This window comes from Mycoplasma sp. CSL7503-lung (genome assembly GCF_025515455.1).
Lineage (GTDB): Bacteria > Bacillota_I > Bacilli_A > Mycoplasmatales > Metamycoplasmataceae > Mycoplasmopsis.
In genome coordinates this window covers 1-20,971 of sequence record NZ_JAOPHP010000014.1, presented here as the reverse complement: position 1 = coordinate 20,971, position 20,971 = coordinate 1, and the positions used below count along the sequence as shown (strand labels likewise).

The window sequence follows — 20,971 nt, the reverse complement described above, 5'->3', positions numbered from 1 at the left end:
ATTATTTACCTCACTTATGTTTGTAATAATCTAAATAATCATTTAAGATGATTTGTGCAGCTAAACTATCTTTATATTTTTTGCTTTTTGTAGTGTTTAGGCCACCTTGTTTTAAAATTTCTTTAGCTCTTTTTGTAGAATATTGTTCATTTACAAGCATTATTGGTATATTAAAATTTTTCTCAAGCAAAACTTTAAATTCTTCTACCATTAAAGTTCTATCACTTTTATCTCCGCTTATTTTAAGGGGATAACCTAATACAAAACCATCTATTTTGTAGATTGATAAATAATACTTTATTCTTTCAATTACAAAGTTGAAATTATTTTCTTCAAACATAAAATTTTCAATTGATGAAGAAATTATTTCACTCTCATCAGTAATTGCGAAACCACAAGATTTTGTTCCTAAATCCAGTCCTAATTTTCTCATTTTAAGCTTTCAACTATAAAGTTTTTAATTTGATCCTTTGATTCTATTTTACCCATTGTTAAAATAGAATTTCCACCACCTTTTCCATTAAATTTATCAAAAATTTGAGTCGCAATATATTTAGAATCATATTTTTTTGAAGAAACAACTAACATAGGATTAGAATCATCAGAAATAGCAATAACTATAGAATTAACATTTTTTTCTCTTAAAGTTGTAGCGATATTTTTAATTGTTTTTTTATCAATATTTTCTAAGTAAATTAATTCTTTATTATTTATAATTTCTTTTTTGATATTATCAAAATCAAAACTAAAATCATTTTCTTGTTTTTTCATTATAGAAACATAATCATTACGTATTAAACTACTTATATTCTTTAAATATCTAATAGCATCTTCGTTATCATCAGGTATTTCTAGGTTAAATTGATAGTTAGAATCTAATTTTATATTACGTTCAATTAAGTTTTCAACTTCAACAATAAGTTGATTTTTTTGATCATCTAAAAATTCATCAACTAATAGATTTGAAGAAATCGCTCTGATTCTATAAACACCTGCAGCTTTTTTCTCAACATTAGTTATTTTAAAGTTTTCAAGCTTTTCTGTGTTAGATAAGTGTGTCCCGCCACATAAATCGGCAGTTATATTTTCGAATTCAACAATTCTAACAAAATTAGGATCCATATATTCATTTTCTTCTAATGTCATAATTGCACCCATTTGCTTAGCTTGTTCTGTAGACATCATTAAATATTCACGATTAGCTTTTTGAGCAATAAAACTACGTACTAATTGTTCGACTCTCTCGATTTGTTCTTCGGTAGGTTTAGTTTCGGAAGGTAAATCAAAAGTTAATCTTTCTTCATTATTATCACTACCTAATTGTTTAACTTCATTTCCTAAAACTTCTCTTAAAGCACGGAATAATAAGTGTGTACCTGAATGGTTTCTTTCTAATCCTAGTCTAATTACAGGATCTACATAACAGTGTACTGGTATTTTTTTATCAATTGTACCTTCTACTTTATGAATATGATTTCCAAATTTATCTTTAAAAACATCTAAAATTAAAATTTTATTATTGCCTTGTTGTATGTAACCTCTATCGTGTTTTTGACCACCACTTGTTGCGTAAAAAGGAGTTTCATCCAATACAACATAACTTATTTGATCTGAAGAATCTATTTCGTTTTCAGTGTTCAATAAATACAAAATATTGCTTTCCGATTCAAGATTAGTATAACCAATAAATTTATCTACTTTTGATTTAATTATTGTTAATGAGTTAATAACTTTATCCATACCAGAAACTTTAGAGTGTTTACTTGCTTCTGAATGTTTTAGCTTAGCTTCTTCAAAAGATTCTGTTTCAATAGAGATATTTTTTTGTTCAAGAATTTCAGTTGTTAATTCAATTGGAAAACCGTATGTTTCAAATAATTTAAAAGCAACATCACCAGGAAATACTTTAACATTTTCGTCTATGTATTTATCTAATAATTTTTTACCATTATCGATTGTTTTTAAGAAAGTTATTTCCTCTTGTTTAATCATCTCTTCAATTCTTTTTGTTTCATATTCAAAAGGTAAAGTTTCTTTAACAACTTTAACTAATTTATATAAAAATAAATCATTTATACCAAGTGAAATTGCCTTGTAAGAACTACGTCTAATTAATCTTCTTAAAATATAACCACGACCAGTGTTTGATGGTTTAGCACCATCCGCAAGAGCATTAACAACGGTTCTCATATGATCTGCAATTATTTTAAAGTTAGTATTAATTTCTGCTTGAATAGGGTCTTTTTCAAAATAATTTTCAATAACATATTTTTGAGTTGTATACTCTTCGATTTTATGAATTATTGGTAAAAATAAATCTGTATCAAAGTTTGTTGGTGCATCTTGTAATATTGAAACTATACGTTCTAAGCCAGCTCCAGTATCGATATTTTTTTGTTTTAATTCGGTATAATTACCATTTCCATCAGAATTAAAGGTTGAAAAAACTATATTTCAAATTTCAATATATCTATCATTTTCTAAATCTTCTTTAAGTAATTCAATTCCTCTTGAATCATATTTTTCACCACGATCATAAAAAATTTCTGTATTAGGTCCACAAGGTCCAGAACCAACTTCTCAAAAGTTGGTATCTTTATCACCTGGTATCATGTGTGATTCATCAAAACCTTGTTCAATTCATATTTTTTTAGTTTCTAAATCTTCGAAATAGTAAGTAAAGTATAATTTTTCTTTTTCTAATTTCAATTCGTTAATTAAAAATTCTGCAGCAAATTCAATTGCCTCTTTTTTAAAATAATCACCTATAGAAAAATTACCTAACATTTCGAAAAAAGTATGGTGTCTTGCTGTAACACCAACGTTTTCGATATCGTTTGTACGAATTGATTTTTGTGAGTTAGCAATTCTTTTTGAAGGAGGTATTTTTTTTCCTGAAAAATAATCTTTTAAAGTAGCTACACCACTATTTACTCATAAAAGTGATGGATCATTTTGTGGGACCAAACTTTTTGAAGGTTGGATAAAATGACCTTTTGATTCGAAGAAATTAAGTCATTTTTCTCTAATTAATTTTGAATTCATATTAACTCCTTAAATATAATCGATTTTTTTATTATCGATATAAATTTCATCTATTGTTGCGCCGCCAATACATTTTTCTCCATCATATAAAACAACTTGTTGTCCTGGTGTAACTGCAAGCGATTTTTGTGGATAATAAACTTTTATTCTATTTTCATCTAAAATTTCTAACCTTACATGAACATCAGTTTGTCTATATCTAAACTTTGCGGTTAAATTATCTAAATTATAATCATCATGGTTGGATGTATAGCCAGAAGCTATTAATGCATCTGATTCTAAAAATTCAGGTCTAGAGTTTGGGGCTACGTATATTATATTTTTATGAACATCTCTACCACAAACATAATATGGTTCGCTCATTCCTCCTAAATTTAAACCTTTACGTTGTCCAATTGTGTAATAAAAAGAACCTACATGTTTACCAACTACTTTTTGGGTAGTTATATCAACAATATCTCCACTTTGTGCCGGGATATAATTTTGCAAGAATTGTGTGAAATTACGCTCACCAATAAAACAAATACCAGTAGAATCCTTCTTAGATGCTGTAGCTAAATTTTGTTCCTTGGCAATTTCTCTTATCTCAGTTTTTTCTAAATTTCACAGTGGCATTTTAACTTTCTTAAGTTGCTCATGTGTTAATTGTGATAAAAAATAAGTTTGATCTTTATTTTGATCTTTTGCTCTATATAAACGACCATCTAATACATGTGCATAATGTCCCATAGCAATATAATCTGCTTTTAAGACACTAAATGCGTACTTAGCAAATGCATTAAATTTTATGAATTTATTACATAAAATATCTGGATTTGGAGTTCTCCCTTTTTTATATTCGTCAATAAAATTTTGAAAAACGTTATTTCAATATTCTGCAACAAAATCTACTCTATGTAATTTAATACCAAGTTTGTCTGCAACTAATTGAGCATCATGATAATCCATTTCTTGAGTACAAATCTCATTGTTTATCTCTTTATTACCTAAAATATCATTATTAACTATTGAATCTCAATTACGCATGAATAAACCTTCAACATCGTAACCTTCTTTTTTTAATAAATATGCAGCAACCGATGAGTCAACACCACCACTCATACCGATTACAACTTTAATATTTTTTTTATCCATTTAGCCTCGTTCCACAGATTTTAAAAACTAAAATCTGTATTTATTATAAAATAATAATATTATTTAAATTATAATAAAAAACTTACTTTTTTAATATCAAAAAATTAATTATAAAAATATTTTTTTAAATATTTTATTCAATAGAATTGAAAAGTATTTAAAAATGTATAATAGTTAATCATTAGAAAGGATATTTATGTTTGAAAAATTAAAGAAAATATTTAGTAAATTTGAAGAAAAAAACGAATCTAAATTAACAGAATTATACCCTGTAGCAAACGGGAAATATGTTAAATTAACTGATGTTAAAGATCCTGCCTTTAGTTCGTTAGCAATGGGTAATGGTTTTGCAGTAGAATTAGAAGAAAAAGAAGGTGTAATCGATATTCTTTCACCAATTGATGGTTCAATTAAATTGGTTTTTCCTTCAAAACATGCTATTGGTATAGTAAACGATAAAGGAATAAATGTATTAATTCATATAGGTATTGAAACTGTCGGTCTAGATGGTAAAGGTTTTGAAACCTTAGTGAATGTTGGTGATTCTGTTTCTAAAGGGCAACCTCTTGTTAGTGTTGACCTTAATGTGTTAAACGAAAATAATTTAGACACAACAACAATGGTTGTAGTTCTACCAGAATCAAACACAAATACATTAAACATTTTAAATAATTACAAAACAGGTGATAAATTAGAAATGTCACAACCTGTAGTTAATGTTGAATAATAAAAAGAGCCTTCGCTCTTTTTTTAATTATTTACTTTTTCTTCTATTTCAAATTTAAATGATTTTTGTTCATTATTCACTAAAAGGATAACTGTAAAAGTAAATTTATTTCCTTCCTTTGATAAATCTATTTTTTTATTACTTTTAAATAATGCATTTAAATCTTCTTCAGATTTTAAAACCAATACTCTATTATCTTGACTATTCCCTCCACCTTTTACTCCATAAAAGGAAATATTGCCAACTTTATAAAGTTGCATTTTATCTACAGTTTTATTATTAGCGGTTTTTTCTTTATACTTTAAATAAAATTTTTCTTTATCTAAATTAAAATATTTATTTTTTTCTTCTTCGGTTCCTTCTTTTACCAAACTTTCTTCTTTAGTTTCTTTTGAGTTTGATTCAACATTTTCTTTTTTAGTCTCACTAGTTGTTGTTTCCGGAGTTGTTTGCATTGAAGGATTTTCATCATTTGACGGATTTGAAGAACTATTGTCGTTTGTATTACTATCATTCGCTGTAGTTGTGGTAGTTTCAGAAGAATTTCCTGTTCCTATATTTGTATTTGCATTACTATCGTTCGATTCTTCAGCTTTTATATTTTTTATTTCTTCAATTTCATTTCCAAATGCTATTTCAAATGTTTGATTTTTATCAACATTCTTATATTTTAGTTTTATGTTAATCAATCATTTTTTATTTTCGTCATCTTTTTTGATTACTGATTCAAGATCTCTTTTGATTAACTCAAAATCATTAGCATTAAAACCATCTTTAATTACAAAAATTATGTTGTTATCACCATCGCTCATACCTTTTAAACCATAAAAAGGAATTCCGTTATTTTTGTTTTCGTCCTTATTCAAATTATAACCTTGAACTAAAATTCCTGTTTCTTCAACATTTTTTGGTTTCTTTTCTTTGTAGTAATTAACAATCATTTCTCTAAATTTCGATTCATCCTTTAAAGATAAAAATTCAGTTACCATAACTTATTCATTGCTTACTTCATTTGAAGAATCATTTGTTTCGTTAGCTTTTGTTTCATCAACCTTTTTTTCGTTTTGTTGACTAGAACATGAAATGCCTAGCGGTATAACTCCTGTTAAAATAGCTGAAATTAATAATATATTTTTTAATTTTATTTTCATTTTATTTTGGATTACTTTCTTCCCTTCTAATTTTTACACAAAAATTATATAAAATTGGTAATTTAACTATATTTTTATGCATCTTTAACCACTACACTCATTTTTTAAAAAAACAAAAATATTTGAATGTTTTATTCAATTTAATGGAAAACACTTAAATATTCATTTTTATTTTATAAAAATAAACTTTTCGACAACAAACTTAAAAATCATTAAAAAATAATATAGAATTATTTGTTTTACAAATTTAAAAAATGTTATATAATAATCTTGCTAATTATTTAAACGGCACCATAGCCAAATGGCCAAGGCATGAGTCTGCAAAACTTTGATTACGGGTTCGAATCCCGTTGGTGCCTCCAAAATTTTAATTATTTAGTATTATAAAATGCGCCCGTAGCTCAATTGGACAGAGTGTTAGGTTACGGCCCTAAAGGTTGCGGGTTCGACTCCTGCCGGGCGCGCCATTTGATTTATTTCACCAAATTAAAAATCTCTATGATTAATAAGTTTCATAGAGATTTTTTTATATTAAAAAATACTTTCACTAGAAAAGTGAAAGCAATTTAATAATTTTATTTAACAGGTTTTATTTGTAAAAATAATTCATTCAATTGTTCTTCATCAACACCAGAAGGAGCTTTAGTGAATAAATCCTCATTTCTTGAATTTTTAGGAAATGCTATAACATCCCTAATTGTTTTATGTTTTGTAATTAACATAATAATACGATCAATTCCTAAACCGATTCCACAATGTGGCGGAACTCCATATTCTAAGGCTTTTAAGAAGAATCCAAACTTAGCTTGTTGTTGTTCTTTTGTTAAATTAATTAAATCAAACATCTTTTCTTGAACTTCTTTTTGATGTATTCTAGCAGATCCAGAACCTAATTCAAATCCATTCATTACTAAGTCATAACTTTTTGCCTTAATAAGTGATTTATCCATTTTATCTATTTCTTCTAAAGAGTGATCAAATTGTGTAAAAGGGTGATGCGCTGCAGCTCACGAATCATTTTCTTCATTATATTCAAACATAGGGAATTTAACTACTCATTTAAAATTAAACTCATCTTCATTAGCTCAATTGAATCAAGAATTTAACTCAACACGTAATGCTCCTAATGCTTGCGAAGCATTTTCATATTTATTAGCAACAATTAAATATGAACCATCTTTATTCTTTTGTGAATTAATTAATTTGTCTACATATTCTTGGGCTTTCGAAGCAAAATTAGTTAATAATATTTGATTGTTTTCTACAACAAAATAAAATAGAGCATTAGCCTTATTTTTCTTTGCTATTTCTTCTAATTTTTTATGGTCTTTTTTGTTAATTAATTCGTCAATTTTTAACATTCTAATAGATTCGGCACCTGAAATAATATTAAAATCAGATCCTTCAAAAAATTCTTTAACATCTACTATCTTATTTTCAAACCTAAAGTCAGGTTTATCTGAACCATAATCTCTAATGCATTGATCATATTCAACACGGTCAAAAGGTATTTTTAAATCAACATTTAAAACTTTTTTAAATGCATATTGAAACATTTTTTCAATATAACCTTGAAAGGTTTCTACATCTAAAAAGCTTGTTTCGATATCTAATTGTGTAAATTCAGGTTGACGATCTTTACGTGAATCTTCATCCCTAAAACAGCGTGCTATTTGGAAATATTTTTCAAACCCAGATACCATCAATAATTGTTTAAATAATTGAGGACTTTGTGGTAAAGCATAAAAAGAACTATAATTACGTGTTGGAACTAAAAAATCACGTGCACCTTCAGGTGTTGCTTTAGATAAAATTGGAGTTTCTATCTCGGTAAAATCTATATTTTGTAGATATTCTCTAATAGCAAAAATGAATTTATTTCTAGTTGCTATTGTTTTTTGCATTATAGGTCTTCTTAAATCTAAAAAGCGATATTTAAGTCTTAATTCTTCTTTTGTATCAATATCATCTCTGATTTGAAAAGGTAATTGCTCTTTAGATAAAGATAAAACTTCATGTTCTAAAACATTAATTTCAATATCTCCTGTTTCTAAGTTAGGATTTTTATCTTTCCTTTCAACAACAATACCTTTAACTTTTAAAACACTTTCTTTATTAAAATTTATATTACCTTTAAATACTAATTGTGTAATTCCGTATTTATCTCTTAGATCGACAAAACTTAACTCACCAAATTTACGCTTGTTAGCTACCCAACCATATAAAATGACTTCTTTATCTACGTCAGTCAATCTTAATTCATTATTTTTAATTGTCTTATTCATCTTTAAGTAAGTTCTCCTCAATATAATTTTCAATATTGTTAACATCTAAATCAGAAATATCGCATTCTTCAATAAATCTTAGCAAATCAGCTACTCCTTGATTATTGAATGAAAATATTATTTTGTCATTTGTTTGTAAATTTTTTGCAGTTAATAAATTTTCTTCGTTTTTAATATCATCATAAATTAAAATGCTTGCATTACGTTTTTTTGCTTTCTCAAAAACTTTTTTCGGCTTCAATGTTGAATATTCAAAATGAACATTATTTAACACTTGAACTAAATGTTTATATGTCAAATCAAATAGTTGATTTTTACTTTGACCCCCTAATGAACTAGAAACAAAAACATCAACGTAATTTATCTCTTCATTAAAATTAGTTCTTTCAATATATTTATTTCTAATAACATCTATAACCCGATCAACACCCATTCCGAAACCAATACTTGATAAGTTTTTTGGTCCTCCTAATTCATGAATTAAATTAGAATATCTTCCTCCGCCAATAAGAGTAGACTGCGAACCGGACATCTCACTAGTTGATACTAATTCAAAAACTGTTTCGTCATAATAATCTAAACCGCGAACAAGTTGCGGAGAAACCTCGTATTCTATACCAAATCTATCTAAAGTGTCCTTTAAGTTTTTAAAATATTCCTTTGATTCTTCGGTTAAATAATTATAAATTTTAGGAGCATTTTTTACAATTTCCTTCTTAGAATCGTTTTTATCATCTAAAATTCTAAGTACTTTACCGGTTAATACTCTTTTTTGCGAAACTTCACTTAATTCATTTAAATGTTTATTAAAATATTCAGTTAATGCAAGTTCATATTTTTTTCGTGATTCTTTATCACCAATTGTATTTAATAAAATTTTATGCTCAACTTCTAAGTATTCTAAAATTTCATGTGCAACGATTATCGCTTCCGCATCTTTTAAATAACATTTTTCTCCAACATGTTCAATTCCAGCTTGATAAAACTGACGATATCTACCTTTTTGTGGTTGCTCATATCTGAACATAGGTTGAATATATGCAAATTTCTGAATAGTGTCTTGTTGTCATTTGTTCTCGATATAAGCACGAACAAAAGGAGCAGTCCCTTCAGGACGCAAAGAAATTTCACGTTCAGATTTATCTTTAAATTCATATATTTCTTTATTTACAATTTCCGATTCTTGCATTGAACGAACAAAAAGATTTTTATATTCAATAATAGGTGTTTCAACAAAATTAAAACCATGCTTTATAACTATATCTTCAAATATTAAAGTTACCATATGTTTAATGTCGAACTCTAAAAAATTATAATCTTTTGTTCCTTTTATTTTATTAATCATTTTTCTCCTTTAATAAACTAAATTTATGATGTATTTTTAATTTTATATATATTTTATATTATTTTGATTTAAAAATTATTAAATTAAAATTTAAAATAAAAAGGATCTATTTAAAATAGATCTTATTTTTCAGAATATTTTTTACCTAAAATAGAATTAATTGTGTTTTTTGTTGGATTTTTAACTAAAAATGTACCTGCAACACATGCATCGGCACCTTTTTTAAATGCTTCAGGACCTGTTAAATCATTAATCCCACCATCGACTTGTATTAAAAAATCATAAAAATTAGAAAGTCTAATGTTTTTTAATTGAGATATTTTAGCTAATGATGAATCTATAAACTTTTGACCACCTTTACCTGGTTCCACAGACATAACCAAAACCAAAGCAAGTCTATCTAAAAAGTTTTCTATCAAATCAACTGGTGTGTCAGGTTTTATGGCTAACCCAATTTTTAATTCATGTTTATTTGCGGTCAAGAAATCATCAAATTTTTCTAAATCATCTTCAATCGCTTCGTAATGAAATGTTAAAATGTCAACATCATTCTTTAACTCTTCTACATAATCATATGGATTAACCACCATTAAATGAGCATCTTTAATATGATTTTTACCGTTTTTGTTAATATTTTTAATTTCTTCAACAGTTATCGCTGTATTTTCGACAAATTTTCCATCCATTACATCGTAATGAATTCATTTTATTCCTTCTTCGATTAATTTGTTTGCCATTTGTAATCTTTCTTCTGAATTTACATTTAGTAAACTTGGTGTAACGTATTTTTTCATTTTTACTCCTTTATTTGACTTCGTTTTGTAATTTTAAATAATTATTATATCTCTCTTCAGTAATTTTTATGTTATCTATATTTTGCTTTACTGCACAATCTTTAAAATTTTCATGAATATGTAAACAACTACGATATTTACATGTTTTCGAAAATTCTCTAAAAACTTTATAGCTTTGAGCTAATTCTATAGGTGACAAATTTAAATTTAGCGATGAAAAACCTGGGGTGTCAATCAAAAAACCTTCTTGTAAAGAAATAGCACGAACTTCCCGGGTAGTATGTTTTCCTCTGCCAAGAGATTTTGAAATAATATTAGTTTCAAAATTAAATCCACCAAGATTATTTATTGTTGTAGTCTTCCCGACACCACTTTGCCCCATAAATACCGAATATTTTTCTTTAAATAGGTTGTGAAATTGTTCAATATTTAAATTATTATTGTCAACTAATATAACTTTATAACCCATATTGTTGTAAATCTCTTTATACTTTTGTGATTCATTCTTATTTAAATCAATTTTAGTTATACATAAAATTGGTTCAATATTTTTATTTTCAATAATCGACATATATTTATCAACTAAAAATGTGCTAAAATTCGGTTCTTCTATAGACATAAAAATAAAAATTCTATCAATATTAGCAACCTTAGGTCTTATTAATTCATTTTCTCTCTCTAGAATATCTACAATTTGGTTTTCTTTAACCAAAACTCTATCACCAACTAGAGGATTTCTACCTTGATACCTTAATTTTCCTGCTGCTGGTAATTTAATCGTTTCATTATTTTTGTATAACTCATAAATACCAGCAACAATTCCGTGTACTACAAATTTTTGCATATTACATTAAATTCCAAACTTTCAATAAAATTACTACAATTAATATAGAAACAATAATAAGCAACAAAGAAACACCAAGAAAAATTGGAGAATTAATGAAACCTTCGATAGTTTTTTTAGGCTTAATCGTCTTAATAGAAATTAATTTTTCAATTTTTCTTTCTTCGTTTAAAGAAGTTTTAACATCTTTTCTAAATTCTCAAACATCATTATATCTATCTTTAGGATCTTTAGCGGTCGCTTTTATTATTATATTTCTAACAGAATTTGGCAAATCAACAAATTTAGTAGACTCAGGAAACTCTTTATCTCTATGCATTAATATAGTTTCAACATCCGTCTTGCCAGAAAAAGGATAGTTACCTGTCAACATTTCAAAATATAAAATTCCTAAACTATATATATCAACTGCTTTAGTTTTTTTTAATTTAGGATTTAAAAATTCAGGAGCAGCATAATAAGGAGAACAAACAACAGAATTCTCTCTAGTTAATTTTCGAGTATCTTTAGATACAGATATTCCTAAATCTAGAATTTTTACATCATGATCTTTAGAGATCATGATGTTTTGTGACTTTAAGTCACGATGTATTATATTTCTAGAATGTAATTCTCCTAAAGTTTCAGCAATTTGTCTAATGTAATTATTAGCTAAATGTATAGATATTCTTTTAGTTTTTTTAAGTAATGAATATAAAGTTTCTCCATCAATATATTCCATAACATAATAACTTTCGAATTCATCTTCGTAGTCTTCGATTATCTTAGGAATATGCTTATGATTTATTTTTTTTAATAATTGTACTTCGTTTCTAAATCTTTCTCTAGAAACAGAATTGCCTATATTATTTAAAAATTTAAGTGCATAAAATATATTCTTTTCGTTATTTTTTAATCTAACTTGGAAAACTGAACCCATACCACCACTACCGATAGATCTTATTATTTTATATTTTTCGTTAATTTTAGAATCTGGTCTTATCCCGGTTCTTTTAATTGTTTCGTTGTTACTATTATTCATTCTTAACTCCAAAATCTAATAGCACTAAACTCATATTATCATCCGACTCGCTGATTTTAGCTTTTTCAAGCAACATGCTTGATATTTCTTTCAAATCTTTATTTTTTTTCAAAATAGATTCTATATCACTTTTATCTATGTAATCATGCAGACCATCAGAAGTTAATAAAACTTTAGTAAGTATATTTACTTTATCAGTATTAAATTCAAAAAATTGAATAGTAGTAGGCATATTTATACCTATACTACTTGTTAAGTATTTTCAAGTATAATTAATATCTAAATCAATTTCCTTTTTTGTACCTTTAAGTAATAAATTTCCATAATTTTGATCTTCGGTAACTTGAGTTAAGTTACCGAAGATATCTAAAAAATAAGCTCTTGAATCTCCTATATTAAAAACAAAAATTTTATTTTCTTTTTTGATATATAAAACTCCGACAAAAGTTGTCCCCATATTAGATTTAGAAATATCCAGGTTAGCAATATTTTTAAATTCTACTTTAACTTTGTTTATAGCTTCAATAAAAAAGTTTTTTGTTTCTATTGAATTAATATACTTGAAATAATTTATAAAATTAGTTTTAATTGTTGTTATAGTAACTGCTGAAGCTATTTCACCAAAATCGTGTCCACCCATACCATCGCATAATATAGCAAAAGTGAAGTATTCATTCTCAAATACTTCAACTTTATCTTCATTGTTTTCTCGAACATTTCCTTTTTCACTAATTGAAAAATATTCTTTAATCAAGTTCTAGCTCCTTATGCAATATTTCCCTAATCTCGTTAGCTGCTCTTTCGGGAATATCATTGATTATTTTATATTTATAAAGTTCATCCGCTTCAGAAACTTCAATTTCAGCTTTTAATAATCTATCTTTTAAAGTTTTTGAATTTTCTGATCCACGTATCAAAATTCTTCTTCTAAGATCTTCCATAGAAGGTGGAGCAACAAAAATTGTAATTAATTTATACTTATTATTAAAGGAATGATGTGAAAGTTTATTTATTATTTGTCTTACACCAGTTGTCTCTATTTCTAACATTGGTATTTTATTTTTATTATGTATTTTATCCAATTCAGAATATAAAGTACCATAGTAATTATTTAAATGATAAGAAAATTCAATAAATTTACGATTTTTAATTTTATCTCTAAAATTATCGACGTCAAGAAAATAATAGTGAACTCCATTTAATTCACCATTTCTAGGTTTTCTAGTTGTAGCAGAGCAAGAAAGAGATAAATTTAGCTCATCAAATTCAAAAAGCAATCTCTCTATTGTCCCTTTACCAACTCCGCTAGGCCCTGAAAAGATAATAATTGGGCATAATTTACTCGTATTTTTCTTATTCATATTTCTATAATTATAACATTTTTATAAAATAAAAAACCTTAAAATTTTAATTGATATTTTCCCATAAAAAACACATTATTTTAAAGTTTTTTTATGGGAAAAAATAAAAAAATTCAACAAAAGTTGAATTTAAATAATGCAATTATTTATTTGAATTTTTTAATACAAATTCATCTAAACGAGAACGTTTTCTAGCACCTTTGTTTTTGTGGAAAACACCTTTAGAAACTGCTTTAGCAATAACTTGGTGTGCCTTATTAACAAATTCACTAGCTTTAGCGTCATTAGCTAAAACTGCTTCTCTAGCTTTACGTATAGCTGTTTTAACACGTGATTTCATAGCGGCATTTTTAACTCTTGCTGCTTCCATCTTGGCTATACTTTTAATTTTAGATTTAATATTTGCCATATTGAACCTCCCTTTTTCATTGAAAAATCTAATATATTATAATAAATTTTTTAAAGAATTGAATAAATTATAAATTTTATTATGCTATACTTACTTATGCAATAGCTGATAGCTGCCACTATGAATGGTAGAGGAAAGTCCGTGCTAGCACTAACTGAGATGTTAGTAGTGATCACGTTAAGCCAAATAAGCTTAAGCCTAGACGACAAGTGCCACAGAGACGAGAATTGTGAAACGCGGTAAACTCCGTGAGCTAGAAACCCAAATTTGGTAGGGGAATCGCAAATAGAAAATGAACAATTTTGCGAAACATATCATATGATATGTTAGATAAATTATCAGCGCTTTAATATTTAAAGTACAGAACACGGCTTATTTTGCAAAAACACCCGTTAAAAAGGTGTTTTTTTATTTTTTTGTTGTTTTTTTTCTTCATTATAATACAATTATGAATATAAAAAAATGTAAAGGAACTAATGGAGAATTTTAAGAATTTTTTTTCAATAAAAAATATAAAAAAAATATCAATTTTATTTGGTTTTGTTGGTGCGGCAATAACCATAACAACAGTAGCACTTTTAAAAGTTAACAAAAAATACAAACCTGCTTTTTATAATTACAAATCTTATATTAACGAATCACTAATAGATAAATTTAACGAAAAATTTGAGTATAAAACATTTAATGAAGTTAGCGAATTTACTGCTGCTTTAAATAACTTTAAAGTTTCTGCAGGTATTGGTAGTGATTTTCAAGCTATAACATTAATAAAAAAAGATTTGATTCAACCTATAAACTTTAGTAAATTACTGAAAATAGATATTAAAAATGATGATGAGTTAAAAAATATATTGAAAAAAATATATACTCCAGATGTTTTTAAACATTTAGAATCATATGATGATCAATTATTGGAAGACGCATACGGTAATAAGTTTGAACAACCTAAACATTTATGGAAATATTTTGTGCCTTATTATGCCCAAGATGGAATAATTGCTTATAACCCTATAAAAAACCAAAATAATGTAATTAATAAAAATCAATTTTTTAAAAATGATGTTTATGATAATTCGATAACAAACATTCTAGATATAATATCTAAAAATAATTATAAAGATTTAGTTATAACAGACGCTGTAAGGGTAAATATGTTATATGGTTCTTCAGAACAAAACCATAATAATAAAATAAATGAAAATAATTACAAAGAATCAATAAATGATTTTATTTATACTATCGAAAACTCTACTAAAACTAATATTTCGACTGGAAATCACATATCATTTAATTCTGATGGTCAAGGGATCATCGCATCATTATTAGATAAAAATCGTATCGATGTAAACGCAGCAATAATGTATAACGGAGATGCATTAGATGCATATTTTTCCGAAGGAAATGGTTTCACGATATTTGACAACAAAGAAAATAAAGAAATCGAAATTCCAAATGGGACAATACAAACAATTAAATTTAAAAATAATATTTTATTAGTTGATGGGTTAGTGGTTGCAAAAGGGATAAATTCTTCGTTAGAAAATGATCTGTATTCAACTTTGAATACTACAATTTATAATGATATGGCAGCAGCTTATAATAACAAAACTATAGAACAATATCAATTAAAAATGTATGATGAGTACTTAAATAATTTATATAGAGATAAAATAGTTACAGCTTATAATCATAAAAATTTAAGAGGTGTTTCTAAATTTGAAGAGTTTAAATCTGAATTACGAGATATTTACTTATCTGGTTTAAAACAAGAATTTAATAATGATATTTTAAAATCATTTAACGCTTATATTTCTAAAAAAATAAATAATGATCAAATTTTAAAAGAATCATTATTTAATACTATAGAAGCAAATGACGATCAAGAAAAACTCGATTTAATTTCTTTTAAATTATCACATATTGATTTTCTTGATGAAAAATATTATCAGTATTTAGAAAATAAATACCCAAACTACATAAATTTTGATTTTATCAATTATACCCCATCAAATATTGCGGAATATGAATTAATAAAAAGAAATTATTTTGTAAACCAAGATAATACATTTGACTTTAAAGCTTTAGAAATATATCAAATTAGCGATCAAAATAATACAATTATCCACAATTCTGTTAATGGAGTAGATGATAAATTAGATTCTCTCTTAACAACTTATTATTATTCAAAAATTAAACATTAATAAAAAACCAAAATACTTAACTATTGTATTTTGGTTTTTTATTATTTCCCGAATTTAAAGTGGCAAATGTCACCATCTTGCATGACATATTGTTTTCCTTCTTGACGCATTTTCCCGGCATTCTTAGCACCTTGCTCACCGCCGTATTTAATGTAATCATCAAACGAAATAACTTCTGCTTTAATAAATTTTTTCTCAAAATCTGTATGTATTACACCTGCACATTTTGGGGCTTCTCAACCTTTATGATAAACTCATGCTCTAGCTTCAATTTTACCTGCAGTAAAATATGTTTCTAAACTTAATAATTCAAAAGCTTCTTTTGTTAATAAATCTAGTCCGCTTCTTTTGATTCCGTACATCTCTAAAAGCTCAGCTTTTTCATTTTCATCTTCAATTTCAACAAGATCCGATTCAATCTGAACAGAAATAGGGATAATCTTTTCATCATCTTTTAATGATGATTTTAATTGTAAAAATAATTGATCATTTTCATAATCCATAAATTGATCATTACCTAAATTTGCTACATATATTATAGGTTTAAAAGTTAATAAATGATATCCTTTAATAAATTTTGTTTCTTTTTCGTCTAGTTCTACATCTCTTGCTGGAATATTAGCTAATAATGCATCTTTTACTTTTAAAGCAGCATTTTGCTCAATTATAGCGTCTTTATCACCTGATTTTGCTTTTTTTGCAACTCTATCTAAAACTTTTGTTATAGTTTCATAATCAGCTAAAATTAATTCATAATTAATAATTTCTTTATCTCTAACCGGATCTACAGAGTTAGCAACATGCATAATCCTTTTATCATCAAAACATCTTATTACGTGTATTATTGCATCAACTTCTCTAATATTAGCTAAAAATTTATTTCCTAAACCATCACCTTTTGAGGCACCTTTGACTAAACCTGCAATATCAACAAAATCAAAAGTTGCTCAAACAATTTTGTCTGGATTAATTAAATTTGCTATTTGTTGAAGTCTTGGATCGATTAATGGAACAGAAGAAACGTTTGGTTCTATTGTGGTAAACGCATAATTAGAAGACTCTACTTTCTTTTTTGTAATAGCACTAAATAATGTGCTTTTACCAACATTGGGTAAACCAACTATACCTGCTTTTAATGACATATTTCTCCTTTGAATTAAAAATTTATTTAATTATATCAAAAATAATAATTACTAGGTTATTTTTTCAAATAAGGTAATTATTATTTTAGGATTAAGACACTATTTTTTGTTCAAAGAATTATTAAATTAGTATAATTAAAATATGAATAAAAATTTATTTAAAAATTGATATAGTCTTTACCATAACGAATCAATATTTTATAGCACTTACGAAGAATTTATCAATAAATTTCAAGAAACAGAGCAAAGTAATCTTGATATTTTAAAACAACCTAAAAGTACAATTCATGGAATTGAATTTGATTCAAATTGAATATTAGGTTTAAATAACTTTAACCTTTTTACTGTGCTTTCTATAACCGATATTTTTTGTACTAATTTAAGAAAAAATAATAGAAAAATTTTAATGGGTAAAAACAAAAATATAGATAATAAAATTTTCAATAGTATGATTAGTATTGCAAACAAAAATAGTGCTGATATTTTTACCTATAATACAGAAGAAATTAATGAATTTATCATTTTAAATACACTTAAAGGCATGAACATTAAACATTCAATTCTGCTTGATTATAATCCAACAAATAATAAATACTATATTAAGATTTATAATTCCAATGAAATGATTTCAATTGATGATCAAAACATAATAATTGAAGCATTAAATGGTTTTAATAAATTGATTATACCTAATAATAATCACGATACAACGGTATTAAATATCGAGAAACTTTTTGGAGTAATTGACAAAAAAATAATTGAGCCACAAATAAATAAATTTAGAAAAATATATAAAAAGCCTCCATTTCATATTCAAACACTTATAAGCAATAAACAAGATAATTATATTATTACAAAAATGCTATCAAATTCAGGTTTTAAAGTTTCTAAATTACAAAGTAGTTTATCTAAAAATATTATTAATGATATTAATTTTTATAATTTATATAAATTATTTAATACTACAACATATAAAGCTGATTTAATAATAATTTTAGACCAAAATAGTAATTTAAGAATAATAGTTCGTGTTAAAAACAGTTACATTAAATTATCAGAAGATGAATTAATATACTTATATATTAATTATAGTTACTTAAAATGAAAGAAAAATGGAGAAATAGTATATAAGAATATTTTTTTACCCCATGATGTTTCTTCGAATATTTTAAATTTAATGAACATGTATTCAATTTCATATAAATTTGAAAATGAGCTTAAATCCAATGATGTTTTATTAGCATATAATAAAAATAAATTTTCTAATTCAAGTAGTTATAATTTAAATTTAGAAAATTTCGATTTTATTCTTAACTTTTGTTTGATGTTATACGATTATAAAATAAATAACAATTTATTTGCATATAAATATAAAAAAATGCTTGATGATAATTCAAACATTGTAATAAAAAATTACTCTTATAAAACTTCGTTGGAAAAATCTATTTTAATTGGTAATAAAATTATTGATCAATCAAAAATTTCAAAAAAATATGGATTTGATAATTTAATAAAAATCAATGTTGAAGTTCCTGATTTTTATTATTTAATAAAAGGAGAAATAAAAAGCAAAAATAGAACAAATAATTTTTCTTTAACATATGATAAATTCAAACAAAAAATAAATTTCAAAATAGAAATAGAAAGCAAAAACAAAAAAACATCATGAATAAGTAATTTATTTTATAGCAAAAAGTTGCAAATAAACTTGAATAAATTTATAAAAAAATTAACATAACTAAATATTAAGTAGTTCGATTCACATCGTAAAAAAATAATAAAAATCAACTTAGATACAAAAAGGAGTATATAAAAATGTTAGGGAATGAGAATTTAAAAATAGACTGATTTATAATTGATAAAAACAATATATATAAGTTTATAAAAAATGGAAGTATTAAAAAATATATTCATAATAACAAAATTAAATATGAGATTCAAAGAGATTTAAATATAAAGTCCTTAAAATGGAAGTTGCCAAATAGTTTGTCTTTTAAAAATAATGACAAAATAAATATTAGAAATTTAATTATGCCAAAAGTTTTAAAAATTGAAAAATATGCTTTTGCCAACAATAACTCTCTTATAAATGTAATTATGCCAAGTGTTAAAATAATCGGAAAATACGCTTTCAAAAGTAATACATCACTTAAAAGTATAAATATTCCAAAAGTTATTACAATTGGTTCATACGCTTTTAAAGACAACACTTCTCTTATAAATGTAAATGCTCCGGAAGTTGTTCGTGTTAACGATAATGCATTTGAAGGTGATAGTTCTCTTACAAGTGTAAGTATGCCCAGAGTTACGCATATCGGAGAAAGTGTCTTTAAAAATAGCATTAACCTTAGGAATATAGATATGACAAATGTTACTAAAATCGGAAGTTTCGCTTTTGCTAATAACGAATCACTCAAAAGTATAAATATTCCGAAAGTCACTGAGATTCTGGAAAATACTTTTATAAATAACATTAACCTTAAAAATATAAATATTCCTAATGTTACTAAAATCGGAAGTTTTGCTTTTGAAGGGAATAGTTCTCTAAAAAATCTAAATATTCCGAAAGTTATTGAAATTGAAGAAAAGGCTTTCGGATATAATACTTGCCTTAGAAGTGTAAATATGCCTAAAGTTACCAAAATTGGAGATAAAGCTTTTTTAGGTAATGTATTACTTAAAAGCATAAATGCTCCTGAAGTTAAATGAGTTGGCAATTGAGCTTTTCGTGAAAATAGATCTCTTATTAGGGTAAACATGCCAAAGGTTACTACTATTTGGCCGCTTGCTTTTTATAATAATGTATCTCTTACCAATGTAAGTATGCCTAATGTTTATACAATTGGTAGTTTTGCTTTTGCTAACAACGAATTGCTTGAAACTATAAATATCAAAAAAGTTAAAGTAATTGAAGAAGGAGCTTTTAAAAGAAATAATTCTCTTACTAGTATAAATATCCCGGAAGTTAAAGAAATTGGATACGGGGCTTTTGAAGAGAATAGATTTCTTACTAGTGTAAATATGCCTGAAGTGGCAAAAATTGATGTTTCTGCTTTTCAAGATAATAATCGCCTTAAAAGTGTAAAAATGCCAAGTGTTACTACAATTAGTATTAAGGCATTTAAAGGAAGCCATTCACTAAGTTTTGAAAATTCTCAACTACCTGAAAATATGACAAATGATGATTTTAAAAAAATAATTGAAGGTTCAAATTGAGTAAAAAATCATAACTAATATAAATTGAAATAATAGAAATAGATTTTTTGTTGAATTTAATATTATTTTTAAAAAATAATTATGTTATATTTTTCTTATTATATGTGCAAAAAACAAGTAACAAATATTGTTTAAACGCAATAAATAAAAAACTAGATATCTAGTTTTTTGCTAAATTGTAATTTCAAGTGCAACACAATTTATATAAAATATAATTGTGGAGCACTTGAAATTTTTTAATAAAAAAAATGGCCCCACATGAACCGAGGAACCATATGAATTATACAACAAAAAAT

At 25.6% G+C, this 20,971-nt stretch carries 18 protein-coding genes, 2 tRNA genes and 1 other RNA gene; 7 read left to right on the top strand and 14 right to left on the bottom strand.

Going from position 1 to position 20,971, the window contains the following annotated elements; translation table 4 throughout:
• Position 1: 1 nt before the first annotated feature.
• The 3 genes from ruvX to mnmA are packed head-to-tail and all read right to left on the bottom strand — an operon-like array spanning position 2 to position 4,179.
• Positions 2–433, bottom strand: coding sequence for a Holliday junction resolvase RuvX (ruvX, locus tag N9R85_RS02430; RefSeq protein WP_262858438.1), 432 nt, complete (start codon positions 431–433; stop codon positions 2–4).
• The gene (gene alaS, locus N9R85_RS02425) at positions 421–3,045 is read right to left on the bottom strand and encodes an alanine--tRNA ligase (protein WP_262858437.1); all 2,625 of its coding nucleotides are present in this window, start codon (positions 3,043–3,045) and stop codon (positions 421–423) included. Before alaS ends, ruvX begins: the two co-directional genes overlap by 13 nt.
• A 9-nt stretch (positions 3,046–3,054) precedes the next feature.
• Complete coding sequence (gene mnmA / locus N9R85_RS02420; RefSeq protein WP_262858436.1) at positions 3,055–4,179, bottom strand: tRNA 2-thiouridine(34) synthase MnmA; 1,125 nt, start codon at positions 4,177–4,179, stop codon at positions 3,055–3,057.
• A gap of 196 nt (positions 4,180–4,375) precedes the next feature.
• Between mnmA and N9R85_RS02415 the strand changes: the two genes are divergently transcribed.
• Positions 4,376–4,906 carry a PTS sugar transporter subunit IIA gene (locus N9R85_RS02415; RefSeq protein WP_262858435.1) on the top strand — a complete coding sequence of 177 codons (531 nt, stop codon included), beginning with the start codon at positions 4,376–4,378 and terminating at the stop codon, positions 4,904–4,906.
• A 23-nt stretch (positions 4,907–4,929) separates the two neighbouring features.
• Here the strand turns inward: N9R85_RS02415 and N9R85_RS02410 are convergent, their stop codons facing one another.
• Both N9R85_RS02410 and N9R85_RS02405 read right to left on the bottom strand, forming a co-directional pair.
• Positions 4,930–5,895: a hypothetical protein gene (locus tag N9R85_RS02410; protein ID WP_262858434.1), complete on the bottom strand. Its 966-nt coding sequence runs from the start codon at positions 5,893–5,895 to the stop codon at positions 4,930–4,932.
• Between the two features lie 3 nt (positions 5,896–5,898).
• Entirely contained in the window at positions 5,899–6,057 is a 159-nt protein-coding gene (locus N9R85_RS02405; RefSeq protein WP_262858433.1) for a hypothetical protein, read from the bottom strand.
• A gap of 287 nt (positions 6,058–6,344) precedes the next feature.
• On the opposite strand from N9R85_RS02405, the gene N9R85_RS02400 reads away from it, so the two are divergent.
• Both N9R85_RS02400 and N9R85_RS02395 read left to right on the top strand, forming a co-directional pair.
• Positions 6,345–6,419: transfer RNA gene (locus N9R85_RS02400), tRNA-Cys, on the top strand.
• A gap of 28 nt (positions 6,420–6,447) precedes the next feature.
• Positions 6,448–6,524, top strand: a tRNA-Arg gene (locus tag N9R85_RS02395).
• 108 nt (positions 6,525–6,632) lie between these two features.
• Here the strand turns inward: N9R85_RS02395 and aspS are convergent.
• From aspS to rpsT, 8 genes are all read right to left on the bottom strand, one after another.
• The gene (gene aspS / locus N9R85_RS02390; RefSeq protein ID WP_262858432.1) at positions 6,633–8,342 is read right to left on the bottom strand and encodes an aspartate--tRNA ligase; all 1,710 of its coding nucleotides are present in this window, start codon (positions 8,340–8,342) and stop codon (positions 6,633–6,635) included.
• Positions 8,335–9,687, bottom strand: a complete 1,353-nt coding sequence (gene hisS, locus N9R85_RS02385; protein WP_262858431.1) for a histidine--tRNA ligase — start codon at positions 9,685–9,687, stop codon at positions 8,335–8,337. Before hisS ends, aspS begins: the two co-directional genes overlap by 8 nt.
• A gap of 122 nt (positions 9,688–9,809) precedes the next feature.
• Positions 9,810–10,481 (bottom strand): ribulose-phosphate 3-epimerase, encoded by a 672-nt coding sequence (locus N9R85_RS02380; RefSeq protein ID WP_262858430.1) that lies wholly within the window; start codon positions 10,479–10,481, stop codon positions 9,810–9,812.
• A 10-nt stretch (positions 10,482–10,491) separates the two neighbouring features.
• Entirely contained in the window at positions 10,492–11,325 is an 834-nt protein-coding gene (rsgA, locus tag N9R85_RS02375; protein ID WP_262858429.1) for a ribosome small subunit-dependent GTPase A, read from the bottom strand.
• A gap of 1 nt (position 11,326) precedes the next feature.
• A complete protein-coding gene (locus N9R85_RS02370; RefSeq protein WP_262858428.1) occupies positions 11,327–12,346 on the bottom strand; it encodes a serine/threonine-protein kinase in 1,020 nt (339 codons plus the stop codon).
• Positions 12,339–13,100, bottom strand: a complete 762-nt coding sequence (locus N9R85_RS02365; protein WP_262858427.1) for a PP2C family protein-serine/threonine phosphatase — start codon at positions 13,098–13,100, stop codon at positions 12,339–12,341. Before N9R85_RS02365 ends, N9R85_RS02370 begins: the two co-directional genes overlap by 8 nt.
• The gene (gene gmk, locus N9R85_RS02360) at positions 13,093–13,707 is read right to left on the bottom strand and encodes a guanylate kinase (protein ID WP_262858426.1); all 615 of its coding nucleotides are present in this window, start codon (positions 13,705–13,707) and stop codon (positions 13,093–13,095) included. The genes N9R85_RS02365 and gmk overlap by 8 nt, the downstream gene beginning before the upstream one ends.
• 142 nt (positions 13,708–13,849) lie before the next feature.
• Entirely contained in the window at positions 13,850–14,116 is a 267-nt protein-coding gene (gene rpsT / locus N9R85_RS02355; protein ID WP_205852311.1) for a 30S ribosomal protein S20, read from the bottom strand.
• A gap of 96 nt (positions 14,117–14,212) precedes the next feature.
• Here rpsT and rnpB point away from each other — a divergent pair.
• Together rnpB and N9R85_RS02345 are read left to right on the top strand one after the other, a co-directional pair.
• Positions 14,213–14,496, top strand: an RNA gene (gene rnpB / locus N9R85_RS02350) — RNase P RNA component class B.
• 96 nt (positions 14,497–14,592) lie between these two features.
• Positions 14,593–16,317, top strand: a complete 1,725-nt coding sequence (locus N9R85_RS02345; RefSeq protein ID WP_262858425.1) for a hypothetical protein — start codon at positions 14,593–14,595, stop codon at positions 16,315–16,317.
• A gap of 41 nt (positions 16,318–16,358) precedes the next feature.
• On the opposite strand, the gene ychF is transcribed toward N9R85_RS02345, so the two are convergent.
• Positions 16,359–17,459 carry a redox-regulated ATPase YchF gene (ychF, locus tag N9R85_RS02340; RefSeq protein ID WP_262858424.1) on the bottom strand — a complete coding sequence of 367 codons (1,101 nt, stop codon included), beginning with the start codon at positions 17,457–17,459 and terminating at the stop codon, positions 16,359–16,361.
• Positions 17,460–17,601: 142 nt separating this feature from the next.
• On the opposite strand from ychF, the gene N9R85_RS02335 reads away from it, so the two are divergent.
• Positions 17,602–19,197 carry an MAG5620 family putative phospho-sugar mutase gene (locus N9R85_RS02335; RefSeq protein ID WP_262858423.1) on the top strand — a complete coding sequence of 532 codons (1,596 nt, stop codon included), beginning with the start codon at positions 17,602–17,604 and terminating at the stop codon, positions 19,195–19,197.
• Positions 19,198–19,274: 77 nt separating this feature from the next.
• The gene (locus N9R85_RS02330; RefSeq protein WP_262858422.1) at positions 19,275–20,693 is read left to right on the top strand and encodes a leucine-rich repeat domain-containing protein; all 1,419 of its coding nucleotides are present in this window, start codon (positions 19,275–19,277) and stop codon (positions 20,691–20,693) included.
• The last annotated feature ends 278 nt before the right edge of the window (positions 20,694–20,971 follow it).